This is a genomic window from Nitrosospira briensis (genome assembly GCF_900115125.1).
In the GTDB taxonomy this organism is placed as follows: Bacteria; Pseudomonadota; Gammaproteobacteria; order Burkholderiales; family Nitrosomonadaceae; genus Nitrosospira; species Nitrosospira briensis_A.
In genome coordinates this window covers 636,431-655,702 of record NZ_FOVJ01000001.1, presented here as the reverse complement: position 1 = coordinate 655,702, position 19,272 = coordinate 636,431, and the positions used below count along the sequence as shown (strand labels likewise).

At 55.0% G+C, this 19,272-nt stretch carries 21 protein-coding genes; 10 read left to right on the top strand and 11 right to left on the bottom strand.

The features are described from left to right. Positions 1 to 42: 42 nt before the first annotated feature. From BMZ14_RS03025 to BMZ14_RS03010, 4 genes are all read left to right on the top strand, one after another. Complete coding sequence (locus BMZ14_RS03025) at positions 43 to 813, top strand: TatD family hydrolase (RefSeq protein WP_074794464.1); 771 nt, start codon at positions 43 to 45, stop codon at positions 811 to 813. A gap of 2 nt (positions 814 to 815) precedes the next feature. Continuing rightward, positions 816 to 1,466, top strand: coding sequence for an ankyrin repeat domain-containing protein (locus BMZ14_RS03020; RefSeq protein ID WP_074794461.1), 651 nt, complete (start codon positions 816 to 818; stop codon positions 1,464 to 1,466). Positions 1,467 to 1,506: 40 nt separating this feature from the next. Next, positions 1,507 to 1,920, top strand: a complete 414-nt coding sequence (locus tag BMZ14_RS03015) for a VOC family protein (protein ID WP_074794458.1) — start codon at positions 1,507 to 1,509, stop codon at positions 1,918 to 1,920. Between the two features lie 113 nt (positions 1,921 to 2,033). Then, positions 2,034 to 2,777, top strand: a complete 744-nt coding sequence (locus BMZ14_RS03010) for an SDR family oxidoreductase (protein WP_074794455.1) — start codon at positions 2,034 to 2,036, stop codon at positions 2,775 to 2,777. A 20-nt stretch (positions 2,778 to 2,797) separates the two neighbouring features. Here the strand turns inward: BMZ14_RS03010 and BMZ14_RS03005 are convergent, their stop codons facing one another. Next, positions 2,798 to 3,064, bottom strand: a complete 267-nt coding sequence (locus tag BMZ14_RS03005; RefSeq protein WP_074794452.1) for a hypothetical protein — start codon at positions 3,062 to 3,064, stop codon at positions 2,798 to 2,800. Positions 3,065 to 3,383: 319 nt separating this feature from the next. Between BMZ14_RS03005 and BMZ14_RS03000 the strand changes: the two genes are divergently transcribed. From BMZ14_RS03000 to BMZ14_RS02990, 3 genes are all read left to right on the top strand, one after another. After that, a complete protein-coding gene (locus tag BMZ14_RS03000; RefSeq protein WP_074794449.1) occupies positions 3,384 to 4,076 on the top strand; it encodes an MgtC/SapB family protein in 693 nt (230 codons plus the stop codon). 88 nt (positions 4,077 to 4,164) lie between these two features. Further along, positions 4,165 to 4,683: a YybH family protein gene (locus BMZ14_RS02995; protein WP_256208343.1), complete on the top strand. Its 519-nt coding sequence runs from the start codon at positions 4,165 to 4,167 to the stop codon at positions 4,681 to 4,683. Beyond that, complete coding sequence (locus tag BMZ14_RS02990) at positions 4,674 to 5,075, top strand: VOC family protein (RefSeq protein ID WP_074794446.1); 402 nt, start codon at positions 4,674 to 4,676, stop codon at positions 5,073 to 5,075. The genes BMZ14_RS02995 and BMZ14_RS02990 overlap by 10 nt, the downstream gene beginning before the upstream one ends. 60 nt (positions 5,076 to 5,135) lie before the next feature. On the opposite strand, the gene BMZ14_RS02985 is transcribed toward BMZ14_RS02990, so the two are convergent. After that, positions 5,136 to 6,170 carry an NAD(P)H-quinone oxidoreductase gene (locus BMZ14_RS02985; protein ID WP_074794443.1) on the bottom strand — a complete coding sequence of 345 codons (1,035 nt, stop codon included), beginning with the start codon at positions 6,168 to 6,170 and terminating at the stop codon, positions 5,136 to 5,138. A 297-nt stretch (positions 6,171 to 6,467) separates the two neighbouring features. Here BMZ14_RS02985 and BMZ14_RS02980 point away from each other — a divergent pair, with 297 nt between their 5' ends. Together BMZ14_RS02980 and BMZ14_RS02975 are read left to right on the top strand one after the other, a co-directional pair. Next, positions 6,468 to 7,157, top strand: a complete 690-nt coding sequence (locus tag BMZ14_RS02980) for a type 1 glutamine amidotransferase domain-containing protein (protein WP_074794440.1) — start codon at positions 6,468 to 6,470, stop codon at positions 7,155 to 7,157. 96 nt (positions 7,158 to 7,253) lie between these two features. Next, a complete protein-coding gene (locus tag BMZ14_RS02975; protein ID WP_074794437.1) occupies positions 7,254 to 7,472 on the top strand; it encodes a hypothetical protein in 219 nt (72 codons plus the stop codon). 130 nt (positions 7,473 to 7,602) lie between these two features. Here BMZ14_RS02975 and BMZ14_RS02970 read toward each other — a convergent pair whose 3' ends face one another. Beyond that, positions 7,603 to 8,328 (bottom strand): glycosyltransferase, encoded by a 726-nt coding sequence (locus BMZ14_RS02970; protein ID WP_074794435.1) that lies wholly within the window; start codon positions 8,326 to 8,328, stop codon positions 7,603 to 7,605. A gap of 192 nt (positions 8,329 to 8,520) precedes the next feature. Between BMZ14_RS02970 and BMZ14_RS02965 the strand changes: the two genes are divergently transcribed. After that, positions 8,521 to 8,721: a hypothetical protein gene (locus BMZ14_RS02965; protein WP_074794432.1), complete on the top strand. Its 201-nt coding sequence runs from the start codon at positions 8,521 to 8,523 to the stop codon at positions 8,719 to 8,721. A gap of 294 nt (positions 8,722 to 9,015) precedes the next feature. On the opposite strand, the gene BMZ14_RS02960 is transcribed toward BMZ14_RS02965, so the two are convergent. The 8 genes from BMZ14_RS02960 to nuoG are packed head-to-tail and all read right to left on the bottom strand — an operon-like array spanning position 9,016 to position 19,271. Further along, entirely contained in the window at positions 9,016 to 10,557 is a 1,542-nt protein-coding gene (locus BMZ14_RS02960; protein WP_074794429.1) for an NADH-quinone oxidoreductase subunit N, read from the bottom strand. Next, on the bottom strand, positions 10,554 to 12,056 hold the full coding sequence (gene nuoM / locus BMZ14_RS02955) for an NADH-quinone oxidoreductase subunit M (RefSeq protein WP_074794426.1): 1,503 nt from the start codon (positions 12,054 to 12,056) through the stop codon (positions 10,554 to 10,556). Before nuoM ends, BMZ14_RS02960 begins: the two co-directional genes overlap by 4 nt. Beyond that, entirely contained in the window at positions 12,053 to 14,026 is a 1,974-nt protein-coding gene (gene nuoL / locus BMZ14_RS02950) for an NADH-quinone oxidoreductase subunit L (protein ID WP_074794423.1), read from the bottom strand. Before nuoL ends, nuoM begins: the two co-directional genes overlap by 4 nt. 1 nt (position 14,027) lies before the next feature. Continuing rightward, entirely contained in the window at positions 14,028 to 14,354 is a 327-nt protein-coding gene (gene nuoK, locus BMZ14_RS02945) for an NADH-quinone oxidoreductase subunit NuoK (protein ID WP_256208342.1), read from the bottom strand. After that, the gene (gene nuoJ, locus BMZ14_RS02940; protein ID WP_083396595.1) at positions 14,341 to 14,910 is read right to left on the bottom strand and encodes an NADH-quinone oxidoreductase subunit J; all 570 of its coding nucleotides are present in this window, start codon (positions 14,908 to 14,910) and stop codon (positions 14,341 to 14,343) included. The genes nuoK and nuoJ overlap by 14 nt, the downstream gene beginning before the upstream one ends. 32 nt (positions 14,911 to 14,942) lie before the next feature. Next, positions 14,943 to 15,467: an NADH-quinone oxidoreductase subunit NuoI gene (gene nuoI, locus BMZ14_RS02935; RefSeq protein ID WP_074794420.1), complete on the bottom strand. Its 525-nt coding sequence runs from the start codon at positions 15,465 to 15,467 to the stop codon at positions 14,943 to 14,945. A gap of 31 nt (positions 15,468 to 15,498) precedes the next feature. Beyond that, a complete protein-coding gene (gene nuoH / locus BMZ14_RS02930; protein WP_074794418.1) occupies positions 15,499 to 16,455 on the bottom strand; it encodes an NADH-quinone oxidoreductase subunit NuoH in 957 nt (318 codons plus the stop codon). Further along, entirely contained in the window at positions 16,452 to 19,271 is a 2,820-nt protein-coding gene (gene nuoG, locus BMZ14_RS02925) for an NADH-quinone oxidoreductase subunit NuoG (RefSeq protein WP_143071867.1), read from the bottom strand. The genes nuoH and nuoG overlap by 4 nt, the downstream gene beginning before the upstream one ends. Position 19,272 lies beyond the last annotated feature (1 nt).

Here is a 19,272-nt window from a genome sequence, read left to right as displayed (position 1 = left end):
TGTGCTCAACCAATCCCATGTCCTGCACTTGCCTGTCGCGCCATGTTTATTGACTCTCACTGTCATCTGGATTTTCCCGACCTTGCCAGCAACCTTAACAAACTGCTGGCGGGAATGCAGGACAATGATGTCAGCCACGCGCTCTGCGTGAGCGTTAATCTCGAAGACTTTCCCCGAGTGCTTGCATTGGCGGAAACTCATCCTAACCTGTTTGCTTCCGTGGGCGTTCACCCCGATTACGAAAATCTGACGGAGCCGCAAGCGCAGCAACTGGCGTCTCTGGCTAATCATCCAAAAGTCATCGCCATCGGGGAAACAGGCCTTGATTATTTTCGGCTGAAAGGCGATCTGGAATGGCAGCGGGAGCGTTTCCGCCAGCATATCCGCGCAGCGCGAATATGCGGCAAGCCACTCATTGTCCACACCCGCGAAGCTGCGGCGGACACGCTGCGCATCATGGCGGAGGAGGGCGCGGATGCCGTCGGCGGGGTGATGCATTGCTTCACGGAAAGCTGGGAAGTGGCGCAGCAAGCAATGGAAATGAATTTCTATATTTCTTTTTCCGGCATTGTCACTTTCAAGAATGCCGTTGCACTGAAGGACGTAGCCAGAAGAATCAAACTGGAGAAAATGCTGATAGAAACCGATTCACCTTATCTTGCCCCGGTACCTCATCGCGGCAAGATAAACCAGCCAGCGTTTGTGCGGCACGTCGCGGAAGAGATAGCGGCATTGCGCGGTATCAGCATCGACGAGGTGGGTACAGCCACCACCGATAATTTTTTCAACTTGTTCAAGGCAGGGGCGGCCTGATCATGATTTCATCAAAATTCTTTTTCGCGGCCGCTGTGCTATTCGTTGCCAGCCTTTGCCAGCATTCGATCGCGGTAGCTGGCGTCTATGAAGATTTACGCTGGGCGGTTGAAGACAATAACACCGGAGACGTAACGAAGCTGCTCGCCAAGGGCGCAGACCCAAATACTCCGGATGAGAACGGGAATACGCTTCTGATGGTTGCGATCAGGAATAAGAATCCCGCGCTCGCCGATGTGCTGACAAATGCCGGGGCCAAGCTCAACCTGCGCAATAGATATGGAGAAACCGCCATCATGCTTGCCAGTTATAACGGACTGGAGAGCGTCGTCGAGAAACTTTATATCAAGGGAGCGGAAATCAATCATGAAGGATGGAATCCGTTGATTTACGCGGCATCGGGCGGCCACCCAAAGATCATCCAGCTATTATTGGAAGGTGGGGTGCCTGTCAATTCAGCTTCCCGCAATGGCACGACTGCGTTGATGATGGCAGCAAAGGGAAACCATCTTGATGCCGCCCGGGTCCTCTTGAAAAATGGTGCGGACCCCAACATCAGAAACGAATGGGGCAAATCTGCGTTGGACTGGGCTTCGAGCAAGAAAAACACTGATTTCGTCGAATTGCTGAAGTCCCATGGAGCAAAGGAATAAGCAGAAGACTTGGGCGAATTTTCACTGTTAGAGTAATCCCATGAATACGATTGGCTTTAATCACTATAATTTATGCGCCCCGCGTGCGTTGATGGACGAACTTAAAACATTCTATTGCGAAGTAGTAGGGCTCGCGCAAGGTCAGCGGCCGCCTTTTGACAGCTTCGGGTATTGGCTTTATGCCGGTGATCAATGCCTCCTCCACTTGAGCCAGGCAAATCCCGATGAGGTAAGACATACGCATGTAGCTACCACTTTCGATCATGTAGCATTTAACTGCACGGGGCGCACGGAAATGGAAGAGCGCCTGAAGCGGCATAATGTCGAATTCAGGACCGGCCGGGTACCGGAATTGGGCATAGTCCAGCTGTTCTTGAAGGATCCGGCAGGCAACGGCATAGAGTTGAGCTTCGCAGAACGCGATGGCAGGCAGGAGAACAGAGTCGCCTGCTAAATGTGCAGGCATTTTTCCAGCAGAATTGCAAAGATTGGAAGCGTGTGAATAAAATCTGTCGCTCCCGGTAAAGCTAGCGTCAGCGCCCATTCATTCATCGGAAAACATTCAAAATGACGAAGCCGCTTCAGGATAAAGTCGCAGTCATCACTGGTTCGTCACGGGGCATCGGCGCCGAGATTGCGCGATCGCTGGCAGGCGCTGGCGCAAAAGTCATTGTCAACTACGCAGGGAACCGGGAAGCCGCGGACGCGGTATGCGCTGCAATAACGAATGCGGGGGGTGAATCGTGGGCGGTCAAGGCGGATGTCAGCGACCCGATTCAGGTGCGGATGCTGTTTGACGCAGCAATCGAGCGCTTCAAGCGCCTGGACATCCTTGTTAACAATGCTGGCGTGCTTCTTTCCAAAAAAATCGCCGAGATCGGCGACGAGGAATTTGACGGGGTGTTGAGCATTAACGTGAAAGGTATTTTCTATGCCTTGCGGGAAGCAGCGACACGAATGGCGGACGGCGGCCGCGTTATCAGCCTCTCAAGCACCGTTACCCGGCTGATGTTGCCGGGCTACGGCGCATACGCAGCCAGTAAAGGCGCCGTGGAGCAACTGACGCGCGTCTTCGCGAGAGAAGTCGGGGAACGCGGAATTACTGCCAACATCGTTTCGCCAGGACCGGTCAATACCGAAATGTTTAATACCGGAAAAAGCGAGGAAACAATCAAGCGGATGGCAGCGATGTCTTTTCTGGGCCGTGTCGGCGAGCCGGAGGATATCGCGCGCGTAGTGCTTTTTTTGGCCAGCGATGGCGCGGGCTGGGTTACCGGACAAAATATCAGCGCCAGCGGCGGCGCTGCTTGATTTAGGCCCCGGCAGCTGTCTCAATTCACTAAGCGATCCATTCCGGTTCCCCGGTTTTTTGCCACGCCACTTAAGCCCTGGCACTTCACCTTATCCATCATCACGCAGAAATCCCTCATCTGCATGCAATCGAGAACCCATTCTCCGGGCTCCGATTCCTGTATTGCATCTTCCATCGTTGATGCAGCGGCCTCCCAGTGGCCGTGAGCTATCTCCACCATGGCAATTTTGCATCGCGTGACTTGCGCCGGCGGCGCCGCCATCAAAATTTCGTAGATGGTCTTCATGGGCGACCTCGACCTCCTGACTCAGAAACGCACGATCAGTTAGCTATAAAGATTTGACCATCATCCTCTGATCGATGTTCCGCTAATGAAGGCCCACCCCATATTTTTTAGTGGCGGAATCTGTAAGGTGGTTAGGTAGAATAATATTCAGTATAATCATTTATATACTGAATATTTCTAATAATTTTAATTATCGTGGAACGCATATATTTAATAATTTACATTACCGTGAAACGCGCGCAATTATAAGAATAATCGAAAAATTGAAGATTAATGTCTACTCTATAGTTGTTCAGAAAGAGAAGTTCTTGGAGACAGTATGAACATTGACGATTCCTTGACTGTCGTCATTCATCTTTTCGGAGCGTTGGTGGCAGGTGGCGTCATCGGCCTCGAGCGAAGTTGGCATGGGCATCCGGCGGGTTTCAGGACACACGCGCTGGTGTGCCTGGCATCCAGCTTACTGATGCTGGTAACGCTCTTTCAATCGAAGTGGCTGCCGGGCATTCCCTTGGATGCCATACGCATGGACCCGACCCGAATGGCCCAGGGAATCATGACGGGGATTGGTTTTCTCGGTGCAGGCGTAATTTTCAAGGAAGGCCTGAGCGTACGTGGATTGACCACCGCTGCTTCCATCTGGACGACGGCCGGGATCGGCATTTTGATGGGAATCGGATTTTTCTTTCCCGCCATTCTTGGGACCATCCTTACGCTCGGTATTCTCTCGCTGTTCCGTCTGATTGAAAACAAACTTCCGCGTTTGTCCTACGCGCAATATTATGTCGGCTTTGATAGAAACAACGTAATGCCGGAAAACGAAGTCCGGAAATTGGTGGCCGACCATGGGTTTGAAATTGCCACCATGAGTTATCGCATTACGCAGGCAGGGCTATTTGAATATCGTATGGATATTCGAACCACAGACGCCGGCAGAGCCTCAAGCCTGGCGGAAGTATTGCTTAAAATGGAATCGGTCCGCTCATTCCGGCTCTCTACGACAGGCAACTGATGACATGACATCCTTAATCCTGTAACGTGCTTATAACCATCATGGTGAATCCGGCACGATCCTATCCGTTTCATGAAGTAGGATGATCATGATCAATACAGCAAAAGCGGAGGATGATATCCATGAATTGATGGATAGCTGGCAGAAAGCGGTCCAGGCGAAGGATATTGATGGGATAGTGTCCCATTATGCGCGGGATATCCTCGCGTTCGATGCAATATCCCAGCTTCAGTTCAAAGGAGTGGATGCATACCGAAACCACTGGGAGGCATGTGTTTCCATGTGTCCGGCCGGCGAGATGGTCTTCGAAATAGATGATCTGAAGATTGCGGCGGCAGATGACACGGCCTTCTCCCATTGCCTCAATTGGTGTGGCGTAAAAGACGAAAACGGCAAGGACAACGCCTGCTGGATGCGTGACTACCTGCTACCACAAGCTAAATGGAAAATGGAAGGTTGTGCAAGAACACTTTTCCGTGCTGTTCGCGGTGGAAAGCGGCAAGGCTCTGTTCGATCTCGAACCATAGCCTTTGCCGGAGCAAACGAGAATATTACCAACGGTGAACTATCGTATTTTTTCACGCAAGGGAGCGCGTTATGCAACTGAATCCTTATCTTAGTTTCAATGGGCAATGCGAGGAAGCATTCAGATTCTACGAGCAATGCCTTGGCGGCAAGATCGGAGTAATACTCAACTACGGGAGCTCCCCGATGGCGGAGCAAACGCCGTCGGAGTGGCACAACAAAATCATGCATGTCCGTTTAGCAGTAGGAGACCAGGTATTGATGGGCTCTGATAGTCCGCCCGAGTATTATGAAGAAACAAAAGGGATGTCCATATCGCTCAACACGAGCGATACGGCAGAAGCGGAACGCATATTCCAGGCATTGTCAGAAAATGGAACGGTGCGGATGGCGCTTCAGGAAACCTTTTGGGCAGCGAGGTTCGGCATGCTTGTCGATCGGTTCGGCATACCCTGGATGGTAAACTGCGAATAATCGGACTCAGATATAAACGAAGGCTTGGGCGAACGGCTCAACTGTATTGCTTTATTTTGACTACCCGCGGCAATCCGTTTCAAGAGCAGCCGTCGTCAAAACAATTTTTCCAATATGCGAGCCTGACTCCATCAGTGCATGGGCACGTGCTGCTTCTTCGAGCCTGAATACCTTGAATATCACGGGCTTGAATTTCCCCTCTTGCAACAGGGGCCAGACTTGCTGTTCCAGTTCCTGCGCAATCTGTGCTTTCTCCGCAACGCTGCGAGACCGTAATGTAGAACCCGTATGCGTAAGGCGCTTGGTCAGCATCGCCATCAGGTTCAGTTCCCTGGCTGGACCATTCTGGACACCGATCTGGACAATACGGCCGTTCAGTGCGGCAGCCTTGTAATTCCTTGCAACATAATCTCCAGCAATTATATCCACAACGACATCGACCCCTTTTCCACCAGTGAATTTCCTGGTTTCCTCGACGAAATCCTGCAGGTGGTAATTGATGGCCATGTCGGCGCCCAACGCAAGGCATGCCTGGCGCTTCTCCTCCGTGCCTGCTGTTACCAGCACGATGGCGCCGAATGCCTTCGAGAGCATGGTAGCGGTTGTGCCGATACCGGAGGAGCCTCCGTGAATCAGAACCGTTTCCCCGGCTCTAATCTTGCCTCGCTGAAACAGGTTCGCCCAAACGGTGAAGAAAGTTTCCGGCAGTGCCGCCGCTTCAACGATGCTGAGACCGTGCGGCACCGGCAATGCGTTACTTTCATGCACCGCACAATATTCCGCATAACCGCCTCCTGCGACGAGCGCGCATACCTTGTCGCCCAGCTTGAAGCGCGCCGCTCCCTCACCGTTCGCGATGACCTCTCCGGCGACTTCAAGCCCGGGGATTTCGGATGCTCCCGCTGGCGGCAGGTAAAGTCCCCGCCTTTGCAGCATATCCGGGCGATTGATGCCGGCCGCCTGGACTTTAATCAGAACATTGCCGCTTTCCGGCTGGGGAATGGGACGCGCAGTGCACACCAATACTTCTGGCCCTCCGTAGCTCGGAATATGAATTGCCAGCATGGTCTGTTTACCGCCGGGTTTGAAAGCCATGCTTATTCCTGCTATTGGTAAACTGGCTGGGGCAGGGTAGGCGCAATCTTTGACGGCGCGGTTCTGTGCTCTTCACGCGACCGCAGCCCGTATATTGATGTCACGGTTTTCTCATGAACCAGGAAAAACTATACTCTCGAATGCTGCAAGCCGCCAGACACTGGATCCGTTGGGGACTGTGCTGACCCTCGAGACAGAGCAAGAGGCCGGTAAGCCTGGTGGAGAAGGAGGATTACCCGCACTCTGCTGCAGTACACTGGGGTTTCATGACGGTTGTCAACCGAAAGGAGGTATTCCATGAAGGTTCTCATTGTTCTCACGTCTCACGACCAGCTCGGCAATACAGGAAAGAAAACCGGCCTATGGCTGGAAGAATTCGTTGCTCCTTACTATGTGTTGAAGGAAGCCGGTGCAGAGATAGTGCTGGCCTCGCCAAAGGGAGGCCAGCCACCTATCGATCCAAAAAGCGATCTACCGGAAAACCAGACTCACTTGACAAGGCAATTCCGTACCGATGGCACTGCACAGTCTCAGTTTGCCAACACGGAAGAACTGACCTACATTTCAGCAAGCGATTTTGACGGAGTCTTTTATCCTGGAGGACATGGCCCGATGTGGGACCTGCCAGACAATGCGATATCCATTGCCCTGATCGAGGATTTCGTGAAGTCAGACAAACCAGTCGCCGCAGTATGTCACGCGCCGGCGGCGTTGATAAATGTAAGAGGAAAAGACGGCGAATATCTGGTAAAAGGAAAACGCGTGACCGGGTTTGCAAATACAGAAGAAGAGGCGGTGGGCTTGACCTCCGTGGTCCCTTTTCTGCTGGAAGACCAGTTGAGGGAGCGGGGCGGCATTTACAGCAAGATGGACAACTGGATGCCCTATGTTCAGGTGGACGGCATGCTGATAACCGGCCAGAATCCCGCGTCCTCACGCCCCGCAGCAGAAGAACTGCTGAAGCTATTGCATACATCGGGGCACTAGGCCAGAGGGTAGGGCGCTTCAATAATTGTCTCGAATAAGGAAAACGCGGCACATGGTAGGGGTGTTGGTAACCCATACTGAAAACCGTAAAACAGTGTGAACAAGAGCGAGTGGTATTTTGAAATAGGGTATGTGGAGATATTGTATGCGGCGATGGTGGTCGGCATTTTTATCGCCCTGCATTTCTTCCGTCGGCTTAACCGCGCGTCTGGCTTGGCCCCTGACATGATTGGGGAGCGCAATAAATTGTTGGGCTTGCTTGCGCTTGCCGTGGTGCTTTTTGTGCTCAACAGGGTGCTGGGGGACTTATGGTGACATGAGCCTCTGAAGAGGCGCATGAGCGCGATGAGTGAAAGCCGCAGGGAAGGCGCCCCTGAGAGAGATTCGCAAGTGTGTCAATATCAATGGACATACCCACGTCTTTCTGGTGACTTTCGCGAGGCAATCAACGCCGTCCGTCATACCATACCGACAAGTGCTTCTTGTCTTGCAACGTCCGCCGGGGGCTCAGAATAACGCGGAGGATTTGCCCGGCGATTTCCCGGCCCGAGTAGAGCCGCACCTTGCGAGACGACGACTCCAGGGGATGCTTTGTCAGGATCACGAATTGAAGGCCGCGTTGTCGTCCCCACTTCTTTAGCTTCTGGCTTAGCGTGACTTCATCAGCCGCATAGAGTTCCTGGTCGAAACCGCCCACATCGCGAAACGCATCGCTTCGGCAAACAACCAACGCGCCAGCGGCCCAACTAAACAGGATCGACACACTCGTCCATAGTTTCAATGTCCAGTCGGCCCACCACGGTAATCCCTGCATTTGTATGGTGCTGCCACAACCTACACTCTTGCCGTCTTCTATAAGCCGCAGGATGTCAGCAAGCAACCCGGAGTTCAGAATACTGTCGGCATCGACAAACAGCAACCAGTCGCCTGTCGCCGCAACGGCGCCGGTATTGCGCGCCCGGCCGATCTGATTGATCGGCTCAAAAACCACTTGAGCGCCGGCCTGCCTCGCCAGAGCAGCCGTGTTGTCGGTTGAGTTGTTGTCCACCACGATGACCTCGGATGTAAAACCGGGCTTGTAATTCGCAGCCAATGATGTAGAAATGGATTGCAGGCAGCTTTCAATCAGAAGCTCTTCGTTGAAAGCCGGAATGATAATTGATAGATGCATTGAGAAAATGGAGCCTGGTTTGCCTGAATCGGAAAATATTATTATCCTCCAAAAAGTGCGTATGCATGAAAAAGACAGCGACTATTCGCCCACAAGGCGAAATGGCAGAAATGACGGGGAGAGATAAAACTTGAAACATGAAAGCGTTTTTAGCTACCCTGAGAAAAATAGTTTTCCATATATGGAGGTGATATGAATGAATTCGCGATCCTGCAATGGTTAATAGTATCGGCACTCTTTTTCGTCTTTCCGCTGTGGAAGATTTGCGGGCGCGCAGGCTTTAAACCCGCGTTGTCGTTCATTGCATTGGTCCCCGGAGGCATTCTGGTTCTTCTGTGGGTTATTGCGTTTGCCAGATGGCCTGCGCTTGCGGAAGAGAAAAAAGAACAATAGGAAACGTGCTTTTATTATTTCACAGAGGTACCGGTTAAGACACTATTTAACATAATATACATTATGCGCAAATCACATTATTTTGAATCTCGGCCGATGATTTTAGATTTGTTAAAAATATTTAGATTTGTTAAAAATAATTACCCTTATGTGCGGTCGGGTACAGAGCGTTGGAAGCAGATCAGAGATACTACACTTTGGCGTCCGCTTTTTTCTCCCTCTTGTAGTGGATGCCACTGGCCCGGCACAGGCCAACTACTCCTTGCCGGGCCTCTTTTATTTGCCTTATCCCTCTCACACCCCGGTAACCAAACCGGCTAATGCAAAGAATTCAGGAACCCCGGCCAGGTGTACGACCGTTGTTTCAAGCAACTGAATAAGCAGCGTCGGATAAATACCCAGCGCTATTAGCAGCAATGTTAGCGTAGCCAGCGTTACACTTTCCGCCAAGGAGATCGTACCTGCAAATTTTGCCTCTGGTACAAAGCCCACCTTCGCGTCATGCGCAAACAACGCGGCAATAATTCGCAGGTAATAATACAGCCCGATCGTACTGCCAACAACCACCGCGATTACGGGTATCCATAACGATGCTTTCACCCCGGCCGTTAAAATGTAAAACTTGCCGATAAAGCCCATAGTCAACGGGATTCCAGCAAGCGACAGCAGCATGGCGGTAAATATTCCTGCCAGCCATGGCCTGTGCCAGAAAAGACCGGCATAATCGGCAAGCCGGTCGCTATCCCGTTCTGCTAAGCCATCGGATCCATCATTTAACCCGGCGGACAGTACCGTTATCACGCCGAAGGCGCCCAGCATGGTGACAAAATAGGCAGTGAGATAATAGGCAACTGCCTCGATTGCCAATCCACCGTAAGCCAGAAATCCAACGAGCAGATAGCCAAGCTGCGCAATGGAAGAATAGGCAAGAATCCGTTTGACGTTATCTTGCAACAGCGCGAGCACGTTGCCAATCAGGATCGTCATGACGGCAACCAAGCTCAATGCCAGCGTGATTGGCTGCGACTGATACGCTCCGGCCACCAGGAAATAGCGCAGCATCAGTACAAGCATGGCGCCCTTTGAAACAGTGGCGATAAATGCGGCAATCGGTGCAGGCGCACCTTCATATACATCCGGAGTCCACATATGAAAAGGCACCAGCGCCAGCTTGAATCCAACACCCGTCACGATCAGTGCGAGCCCAGCCATCCCGTAGAGTTCCAACGCCTCGTCAGGCGCAGCAAGCATTGTTCCGATTTTCGCAAACTGCATCGTTCCAAGTTGTGCGTAGACCAGCGCCATGCCAAACAAAAGCAATCCGGACGAAAACCCTGCCAGGATCAGGTATTTAATTCCCGCTTCGAGAGGAAGCTCCCTGAATCGCGGATAAGCGATCAATGCAAACAGTGAAATGCTGAGCAGTTCCACGCCCAGCAAAAACGAGGCAAAATGGCTGCTCGCGACGAGAACCCCGCCGCCGAGGGCAGCAAGCAGCAGCAGGATGTAAAGGGCCTCGTGCCGGCTTTCGCCACCGCCGAAGTAGCGGTAACACAACACCGCGACGACAAACGTCGCGGCAAGGATGAGTCCGATAAAAAACAGCGCATAGTGATCCAGTACCAGCAGAGCCGTAACCTGACGAGACCCTAGGCCTTGGGACAGAAACAATGATGCAAATGACAGAACCAGCCCGGTGAGCGTCAACATCACGACGGGTCTAGGATGACGATAAAAGGCTGCCGCCAGCATCACCACTACCGCGGACGCGGCAAGGAGGATGAGCGGGAATAAGGCCATCAGGTTGGAGGGTAGCGCGGACGGTGGCGTGTTCATTCCGCGTTCCCCTCCTGGTGGGCGACGGCAATCGCGGGCGGACCATTTGCGATGCCCGGCGCGGCATCGAGCACCGGTTGCGGGTACAGCCCCAGCCAAAGGGCAATGGCCGCCATTGAATACAGAGTCGCCATTTCCCGGCCCGATAGATCATTTAGTTGCCAACCATGCGTATTCTCGCCATAAAAAACTTTCTGCACCAGCGCAAGCGCATACACGACACTGGCAACAAATGCCGCGGCCGCGACGGAAGCAAGCACGCTGCTGACGCGGGATAGTCCCAACAGCACCAGGAATTCGCCGACGAAATTACCCATTCCCGGCAGCCCAAGCGCGGCAATGGCAAAAAACAGTCCCATTGCCGCCAAGCGCGGCATGACACCCCACAGGCCTCCAAAGCGATGCATATCACGGGTGTGCGTCCGTTCCTGCAAAATGCCTGCAATTACAAACAGTGCTCCCGTACTGATGCCATGCGCGATCATTTGCATCGCGGCTCCCCCAAGCGACCAGGGATTCCAGGCGAATATCCCGAGCACCACAAAACCCAGGTGACTCACGCTGGTGTAGGCCACGAGGCGCTTGAAATCCGTCTGGGCGAACGCCAGGAGAGCGCCATAGACAACTCCGGCTGCTCCCAACGACATCGCCACAGGGGCAAAATACCCGGCCGCCTCGGGAAATAGCGGAACAACGAAGCGCAATAGCCCGTAGGCTCCGGTTTTCAGCAGCACCCCTGCAAGAATCACGCTTCCTGCTGTCGGGGCCTCGGTATGGGCGTCCGGCAGCCAGGTGTGAAATGGCACGATGGGCGCCTTGACTGCGAACGCAATGAAAAAGCCGAGCATGATCCATAATTCCGTGGAGGGAGACATGGGGGTATTCAGAAGTTCGAAATAATCGAATGTCAGGACTCCGGTGCTTCTGTAGTGGACGAATACCAGTGCAAGAATTGCCACCAGCATGAGCAGGCCGCTCCCCTCGGCAAAAATGAAGAACTTGATCGATGCGTACTGCCGCTTCTCATGGCCCCAGATCGCAATCATGAAATACATCGGCACCAGCATCAGCTCCCAGAAAAAGAAAAACAGAAACAGGTCCACCGCAAGGAATACGCCGACCGCCCCTGCCAAAGTCCATAGCAGGTTGAAGTAAAAGAACCCGGCACGCTCCTGGATTTCCGTCCAGGAACATGCCACCGATACCACCCCCAAAAAAGCGGTCAGCACGACCAGGAGGAGGCTTATTCCATCCATGGCCAGATGAAAGCTCACCCCAAAACGCGGAATCCACTCCGACCTGGTCTCCGCAAGCCACCCCCCATGAGCGGGAAAAGCCATAGCGCCGGCCGACTGCAGCCAAAGCCATATCGTCAATACGAGCTCGATGCCAACCGTAGCCAGCGCAACCCACTTCGCCGAGCCCCGATGCCAGCGATCCGCCATCCATGACAGCAGGCCGCCGGCCACCAGGATGAAAATTAATGCGGAGAGAATCATGCGAATAACCCGATGAATATAATACCGACCGACCCCGCGGCAATCGCGGTTGCATAGCGGCGCACCTGCCCGTTTTGCGTTGCACTCAAGGCGCGATAGAGAAACAGACAAAGCCTGGCCAGGGCGCTGTAGATATAGTCGACCACGTCGTGCCGATCGACCTTCCGGAGCCACTTGAGTGTGAACGACATCACTATTTTGTAGATATTGTCGATCACGTCGTGCCGATTGGCGTGCGCAAGCCAGACATAGGGCCGGACGAACACGAATTCATAAAACCGGTCGAATCCCCAGCCAAAGTGCCAGAACTTCCGGATTCTTGCGAATGCCGGGATCAGCATCAGCCCATGGAGAAAGGCGGGATATCTCAAAAACAACAGGTGCGCCAACGCGATGCTGCCAAGAGAGGCGGCAATTCCAAGCAACTCCAGAATGGTTTCGTCATTTTTACCGTCAAGAACAACCTGAGCCGGCGGCAAGGCATGGTGAATAAAGCTGGAAAACAGCGTCAAGTTGCCGAGAAAAGATGGAGTTTCAATCCACCCGCCGACCAGAGAGAGAGCGGCAAGAACTATAAGCGGTATCGTTATCCGCAGCCCCGGCCGCCTGGTTTCGGGAGGCGTCGCAGTCCTCGCTTCGCCAAAAAAGACGAGAAACACCACGCGAAAGATGTAGAGGCCAGTCAATATTGCACCTCCCCATCCCGCGGCCCATAACCATGGACTCCCTCCTGCTGACGACCAGACCTGCCAGAGAATCAGGTCTTTGCTGTAGAAGCCCGCCGTGATGATCGGCAGCGCCGCGAGCGATGCGCTGCCGATCAGAAAAGTCCAGAATGCAACGGGAAGTTTTTTCCTCAGCCCCCCCATCCGGAAAATATCATGTTCCTCGTGCAGGCTGGTGATGACCACACCTGCGCTCAGGAACAGCAGAGCCTTGAAGAAGGCGTGGGTCATCAGGTGAAAAATGGCTGCCGACCAGGCCCCCACTCCCAGTGCAAGGAACATATAGCCGAGCTGGCTTATGGTCGAATACGCGAGCACGCGCTTGATGTCTTTTTGGGCAAGTGCACTGAACCCTGCCAGCAGCAGGGTAAGAGCGCCTATTACTGCTACCGCCAGTTGTACGGATGGCGCAAGCGAAAAGAGCACATGCAAGCGGGCGATCAGATAGACACCCGCCGTTACCATCGTCGCAGCATGGATCAGCGCGCTAACCGGCGTGGGGCCGGCCATTGCGTCAGGCAGCCAGGTCTGCAGCGGGAGTTGGGCCGATTTGCCCACCGCACCGACAAGCAGAAGTGCGGCTGCGAGAATAGCGAGCTCCGACCCCTCCGGCCACTGCTGCGTCACGCGCTGCATCAAGGGCTGGATGTCAAGGGTTCCCAGATGAGTGAACAGCAGAAAAAGGCCGATCGCCATAGCGGTATCGCCGATCCGGGTCACGATAAATGCTTTGCGCGCAGCGCGCCCGTTGACGGGGTCCCGATACCAGAATCCGATTAGCAGGTAACTGCAAAGTCCCACCCCTTCCCAGCCAAGGTAAAGAAACAGCAGATTGTCGGCAAGAACCAGGATACACATCGAACCGACGAAGAGATTCATATAGGCGAAAAAGCGCGCGTAGCTCTCATCGCCAATCATGAATTCCGTGGAATAGAGATGGATCAGGAAACTGATGATGGTCACGACCAGGACCATTACCAGTGATAACGCGTCGAGATAAAAGCCGATCCTCGGCGAGAAACCGGCGATGGCAATCCAGACCCACGCTTCCTGCTGAAAGGCGAGACCCTCCGGTCTTGCAACGATGAAGTCAATCGCGATCAGAATGGCGATGAGTGCCGAGAGGGCTACGGAGCCAGTTCCAATTACTGCCACACCGCGCCGGCTCAAATGGCGTCGGCCCATCGCCAGCGTCAGGAAACCAGCTAGAGGCAGCGTGGGAATAAGCCAGAGCAGGGGCAACACGTTATCCCCGCATTTTGCTCACCGCGTCTGCGTCCAGCGTCTGGAAGCGGCGGTGCAACAGCAGCAGCAATGCCAGGCCGACAGAAACTTCAGCCGCGGCCACAGACAGGATAAAGATGAACATTACCTGACCGTCGGCCTGCGCCCAATGCGAACCGGCAACCACGAAAGCAAGCCCGGCGGCGTTCAGCATGATCTCGATCGACATCAGGATGAAAATCAGGTTGCGCCTGACCAGAATTCCGGCCATCCCCAGCGCGAACAGGATGGCGGCAAGCATCAGCCCATGATGCGTGGGGATCGCCGCAATGGCTTCAGCCGTTCTCACGGCTGGGCCCGTCCGCTACCACCCCTCCCTGCCCTGATCTTCTTGCCAGTCCCGCGCCATCCCCTTCACGCTCCTCGTGCCACCCCAGATGACAAGCCCCTACCAATCCTGCCAATAGCAGCAGCGACGCCAGCTCAACACCCAGAAGGTACGGCCCGAAGAGGCTAATGCCGACTGCTTTCGCATCAACCACCACGGTAGGAGACGTACCGCCGTCCTGCGCAAAGATATAAAGCAGTTCGGCCAGCAGCAACGCCGCGAGAATGGCGGGACCCACCCACATGCCGGGGTTCAGCCAGTCCCGTTCCTTTGCCGCTGCGGCTTTGCCGAGGTTAAGCATCATCATGACGAAGACGAACAGCACCATGATCGCGCCCGCGTAGATGATGACTTCGAGCGCTGCGGCAAAGGGTGCGCCCAGCACAAAGAACACTATCGCCACGGCGAGCAGGGAGACGATCAGGTATAGCAGCGCGTGCACCGCACTCAAGCCCGTGATGACCATCAGCGTGGCCGCGATGGCGATGGCCCCGGACAGATAAAATGTGATTTCCATGACGCCTCCCGTATTTCGGGTTTTTTTGGAACTCAGGGCAACAGGTGGTGCAGATCCACGGGTGGTGCTTCATTCTCGGCCTCACCCTTGTTCTTGCCTCCTTCGCCAGTTATGGCAAGCCCCGCTACACGATAGAAGTTATAGTCCGGGTACTTGCCGGGGCCGTCGATCAGCAGATCCTCTTTTTCGTACACCAGGTTCTTCCGGTCGTATTCGCCCATTTCGAAGTCCGACGTGAGCTGGATCGCGTCGGTAGGGCACGCTTCTTCACAGTATCCGCAGAAAATACAGCGCGAAAAATTGATCCGGAAGAATTCCGGGTAGCGTCGCCCATGCTCATCCTCCGTGGCCTGCAGTGCGATGCAATCCACGGGGCAGGCCGCCGCACAGAGGTAGCATGCAACGCAGCGTTCCTCCCCATCAGGATCGCGGCTCAGGATGATGCGCCCGCGCCAGCGGGGCGGAATATAGGGTTTTTCATCCGGATACTGAACCGTCACCGGACGGTGGAACATGTGCAGAAAGATGGTCCACATTGTCTTCAGAGCATTCCACATGTCATCTTCCCCTACCCCAAGCGCGACGTCGTCATAATCCCCAGGCCAGCACGATTGCTCCCGTAATCAGCAAATTGAAGAGCGTCAGCGGCAACATCACTTTCCAGCCATAAGCCATTAACTGGTCGTAGCGGGGACGTGGCAATGAAGCCCGCAAAAGAATGAAAAAACCGATGATGATGGAGGTTTTGAGCAGGAACCACATCAGCGGAGGCAATAGCGGCCCCAGCCAGCCACCAAAGAACAGCGTGACCATCATCGCCGAGATGACGATGATACCGACATACTCGCCGATAAAAAACAGGCCGAACTTCATGCTGGAATACTCGGTGTGGAACCCCGCCACGAGCTCGTTCTCCGCCTCCGGGAGATCGAAAGGCAACCGGCGGGCCTCGGCTATGCCAGCCACGGTAAAGGTGATGAGCCCGAGGATTTGCGGGATGCAAAACCACAAACCTTCCTGCGCCGTGACGATATCGCGCAAATTGAACGAACCGGCCAGCATGACGACGCCCATCAGCGACAATCCCATGAAGACCTCATAGCTCAACATCTGGGCGGCCGCCCGGAAACCTCCCAGCAGGGAGTATTTGTTGTTCGAAGCCCATCCCCCCAGAACGATGCTGTAAACCCCCAGGGAGGACATGGCGAGGAAGAACAACAACCCGATATTCAGATCCACCACCCCGATACCCGGCGCGACGGGAACAACAGCAAACGCGAGCAGCGTCGTGATGGCGATGACAGCTGGTGCCAGCACAAACAGCGCCTTATCGGCGAACGGCGGTATCCAGTCCTCCTTGGCAAGGAGCTTGATCGCATCTGCGACGCTCTGTAGTACGCCGAACGGCCCTACGCGGTTGGGTCCGTAGCGGTCCTGCCAGACGCCGAGCAGACGGCGCTCTATCCATGACAGCAGCGCCGCGAAACTGAACACGAAGATCAGAATCACGACAACGTTTGTCCAGGTGTGCGCCAGTTCGCTCATGGTGGCGCACCCTGCTTCATTCCGATCTCCAATCGTGTCACCTTGCCCCATGCGGGGAGGATGATTCCGGCGAGGCCAGGCAGACCGGCAGGCAAACCGGCAACGCCCCGCTGCAGCTCGGGCTTCAACTGCACCGGCAAGCTGTAGCCCGTGCCGTCCGTGGCCCGCAACAACTGCAGCCGGGATTCATTCCCGGCAGCCAGGCCGAGCTCTGCCGCATCGGCGGGATTGAGCGCAAGATAAGGTCGTGCTGCAAGTTCAGCGATGGCGGGCGCGAGCACGCTGAGCTCGTCCGAGCCGAAGACGTGATGCAGCGGAACGACCAGCCATTCGTCGGCGTGCCGAGTGAATGCCGTGGGCACATTGCTGAAGTACTCGGCTTTTCGGGCTGGCACGGGCTCGATCAAACGTACTCCCGGATCACCCCCGGCCAGTGGTAAGCCCACCTCGTCCTGAAACTTGTTGACCGCCTGCCCTGAGTTCCAACCCGGCGCCCAGAAACGGGGTATGAGTGCCGAGGGAGGATGGCCCAGGTATCCTTCCATTGAAAACGAGAGTGGCGCGTCTGGATCTTCGGGCGGTTTGGGCTCATGCACGCTGATATCGGCCCGCATCGCGGTGCGCCCGCTATAACGGTGCGGCTGGCGGGGAATCTTTTGACCGCCGACGCGAAAATCCGCCGGCGGCGCGGCGTGCAGGATGGGTTGTAACAAAGGGATCGCCGCGGCGCAGGAGGCGGTGATCTGGTCCAGGTTCATCCAGGGTTGACCTTTGCAGCTTCCGGTTATGGTCATGATATCTTGCGCCCAACGCCAACTTTCCTGAATATCGCCTTCAGGGACAAACACCTGAAAGAAGCGCTGCGCCCGGCCTTCATTATTCACAAGGGTGCCGTCCGCTTCCGCGAAAGTGCCTGCCGGCAGCACAACATCAGCCCTTGCGCAGGTCGCATTATCCATGTGATCGATTACCACGACGTGTTTGGCGGCTGCCAGAAACCGGTCGACTACCGCAGCGTCGGCGCGCTGGTAAAGATCATTTTCCAGTATGATAATGGTGTCGACGGAAAAGTCAGCGGTCACGTCAGTGGAAGCTTCGGCAGCGGCATCAGCGGTATTGTCGTTACAGGCAGCGCCGCTAACAACCGTTTCGAATGCGGATTCGAAGCTGACGCCGCCGGTCATCGCCGCGCCAAGGCTGTTGCATTCGGGAACCGTGAAGCAAAGCTCCACCGGGTGACCGGTATTGCTCAGTGACCACGCCACATTGGCCGCTGCCTCGATGACGGCCCTGTCGCCGCAGCCCATGCCCGAGATGATCATAGGGCGTTCCGCGGTCTTCAGCGCTTCCGCAATAGTAACGGCCAGTTCTTGCAACGCATCCGGCATATCCTGCACGGGGGGTGCACTGGAATCGAGCGCATGCGCCACTGCGAACCCGAGACGAGCCAAGTCACCGGGTGCCGCGCGGAAGGTTCGCGTGGCAACATCATCGAGCTTGGTGCCGGCGACGGTAGCAATAAATAGCGGCCCTCTTTCCTGCTGCACTGCCTCGCGTACGGCGTTGTCGTTCCAATGCGGAATATGCATCTTCTCGGCGATCTTCTGCGGCTGGGTCCGTACTGATTGGCGCAGCGCGAGTGCGAGCAGCGGTGCGGTATTGCATACGTCCTCGCCCAGTACCAGGACGGCGTCGGCAAGTTCTACTTCGTGCAGGGAAGGCGAACGCGCGGGCCCTTGTCTCAAAATATCCAGTATGGAAGCAAGTAGGCGATTATCCTGCTCGGAGACCCCGGCATAAAACCGTTCGGGCCCAACCAGGGTGCGCAGCGCAAAGTTGGACTCGACCGAGGCGCGCGGGGATCCAATGCCGATCACCCTGTTTCCATTGGATAACAGTGCAGCAATGTGCTGAAGTGCATCGTGTTTAATAGCGGATTGCAGCGCCGCGCCTCTGGCCTTCCGCAGCAAGGGTTGCCTGATCCGATGTTTGTTGTTTACGAACTCATATCCGTAGCGTCCGCGGTCGCATAAAAAATAGCCATTGACGGCGCCGTTGAAACGATTACGGATGCGACGTAATGTGCCATAACGCTCGCCAGGTATCGTGTTGCAGCCCAATCCACAGTGCACGCATACCGAGGGCGCCGTTTGTAAATCCCACTTTCGCGTGTAATGCTGCTTCAGGGTCTTGTCCGTGAAAACCCCGGTGGGACAGACCTCCACCAGATTGCCGCTGAACTCGCTCTCGAGGATGCCGTCCTCATGGCGGCCAAAGTAGACCTGATTGCGCAATGCCAGCGCGTCCAAATCACGGCCTCCAGCATAGTCGCGATAAAACCGGGTACAGCGGTAGCATTGGATGCAGCGGTTCATCTCGTGATTGACGAGAGGGCCCAGGTTCTGGTTGTGAAACGTGCGCTTTCGGCCTCGGTAACGGCGATAGGCATGCCCCGTCATTACCGTCATATCTTGGAGGTGGCATTCGCCGCCCTCGTCGCACACTGGACAATCATGGGGGTGGTTGACCATCAGCCATTCGACCACGCTGGCGCGGAACTCCCGCGCCTCGGGGTCGTCGATGGAGATGCGAGCGCCATCCGTGACTGGCGTCATGCAAGCCATCACAATCTTGCCGCGCTGGTCATCCTCGTTCTTGAACTGCTTGATTGCACATTGACGACAGGCGCCCACAGAACCCAGCGCGGGGTGCCAGCAAAAATATGGCAGGTTGAATCCCAGCGAGAGACATTGCTGCAACAGGTTGTCACCATCTTGAGCGATATAGGGCCGGCTATCGATATGGATCGTCGTCACG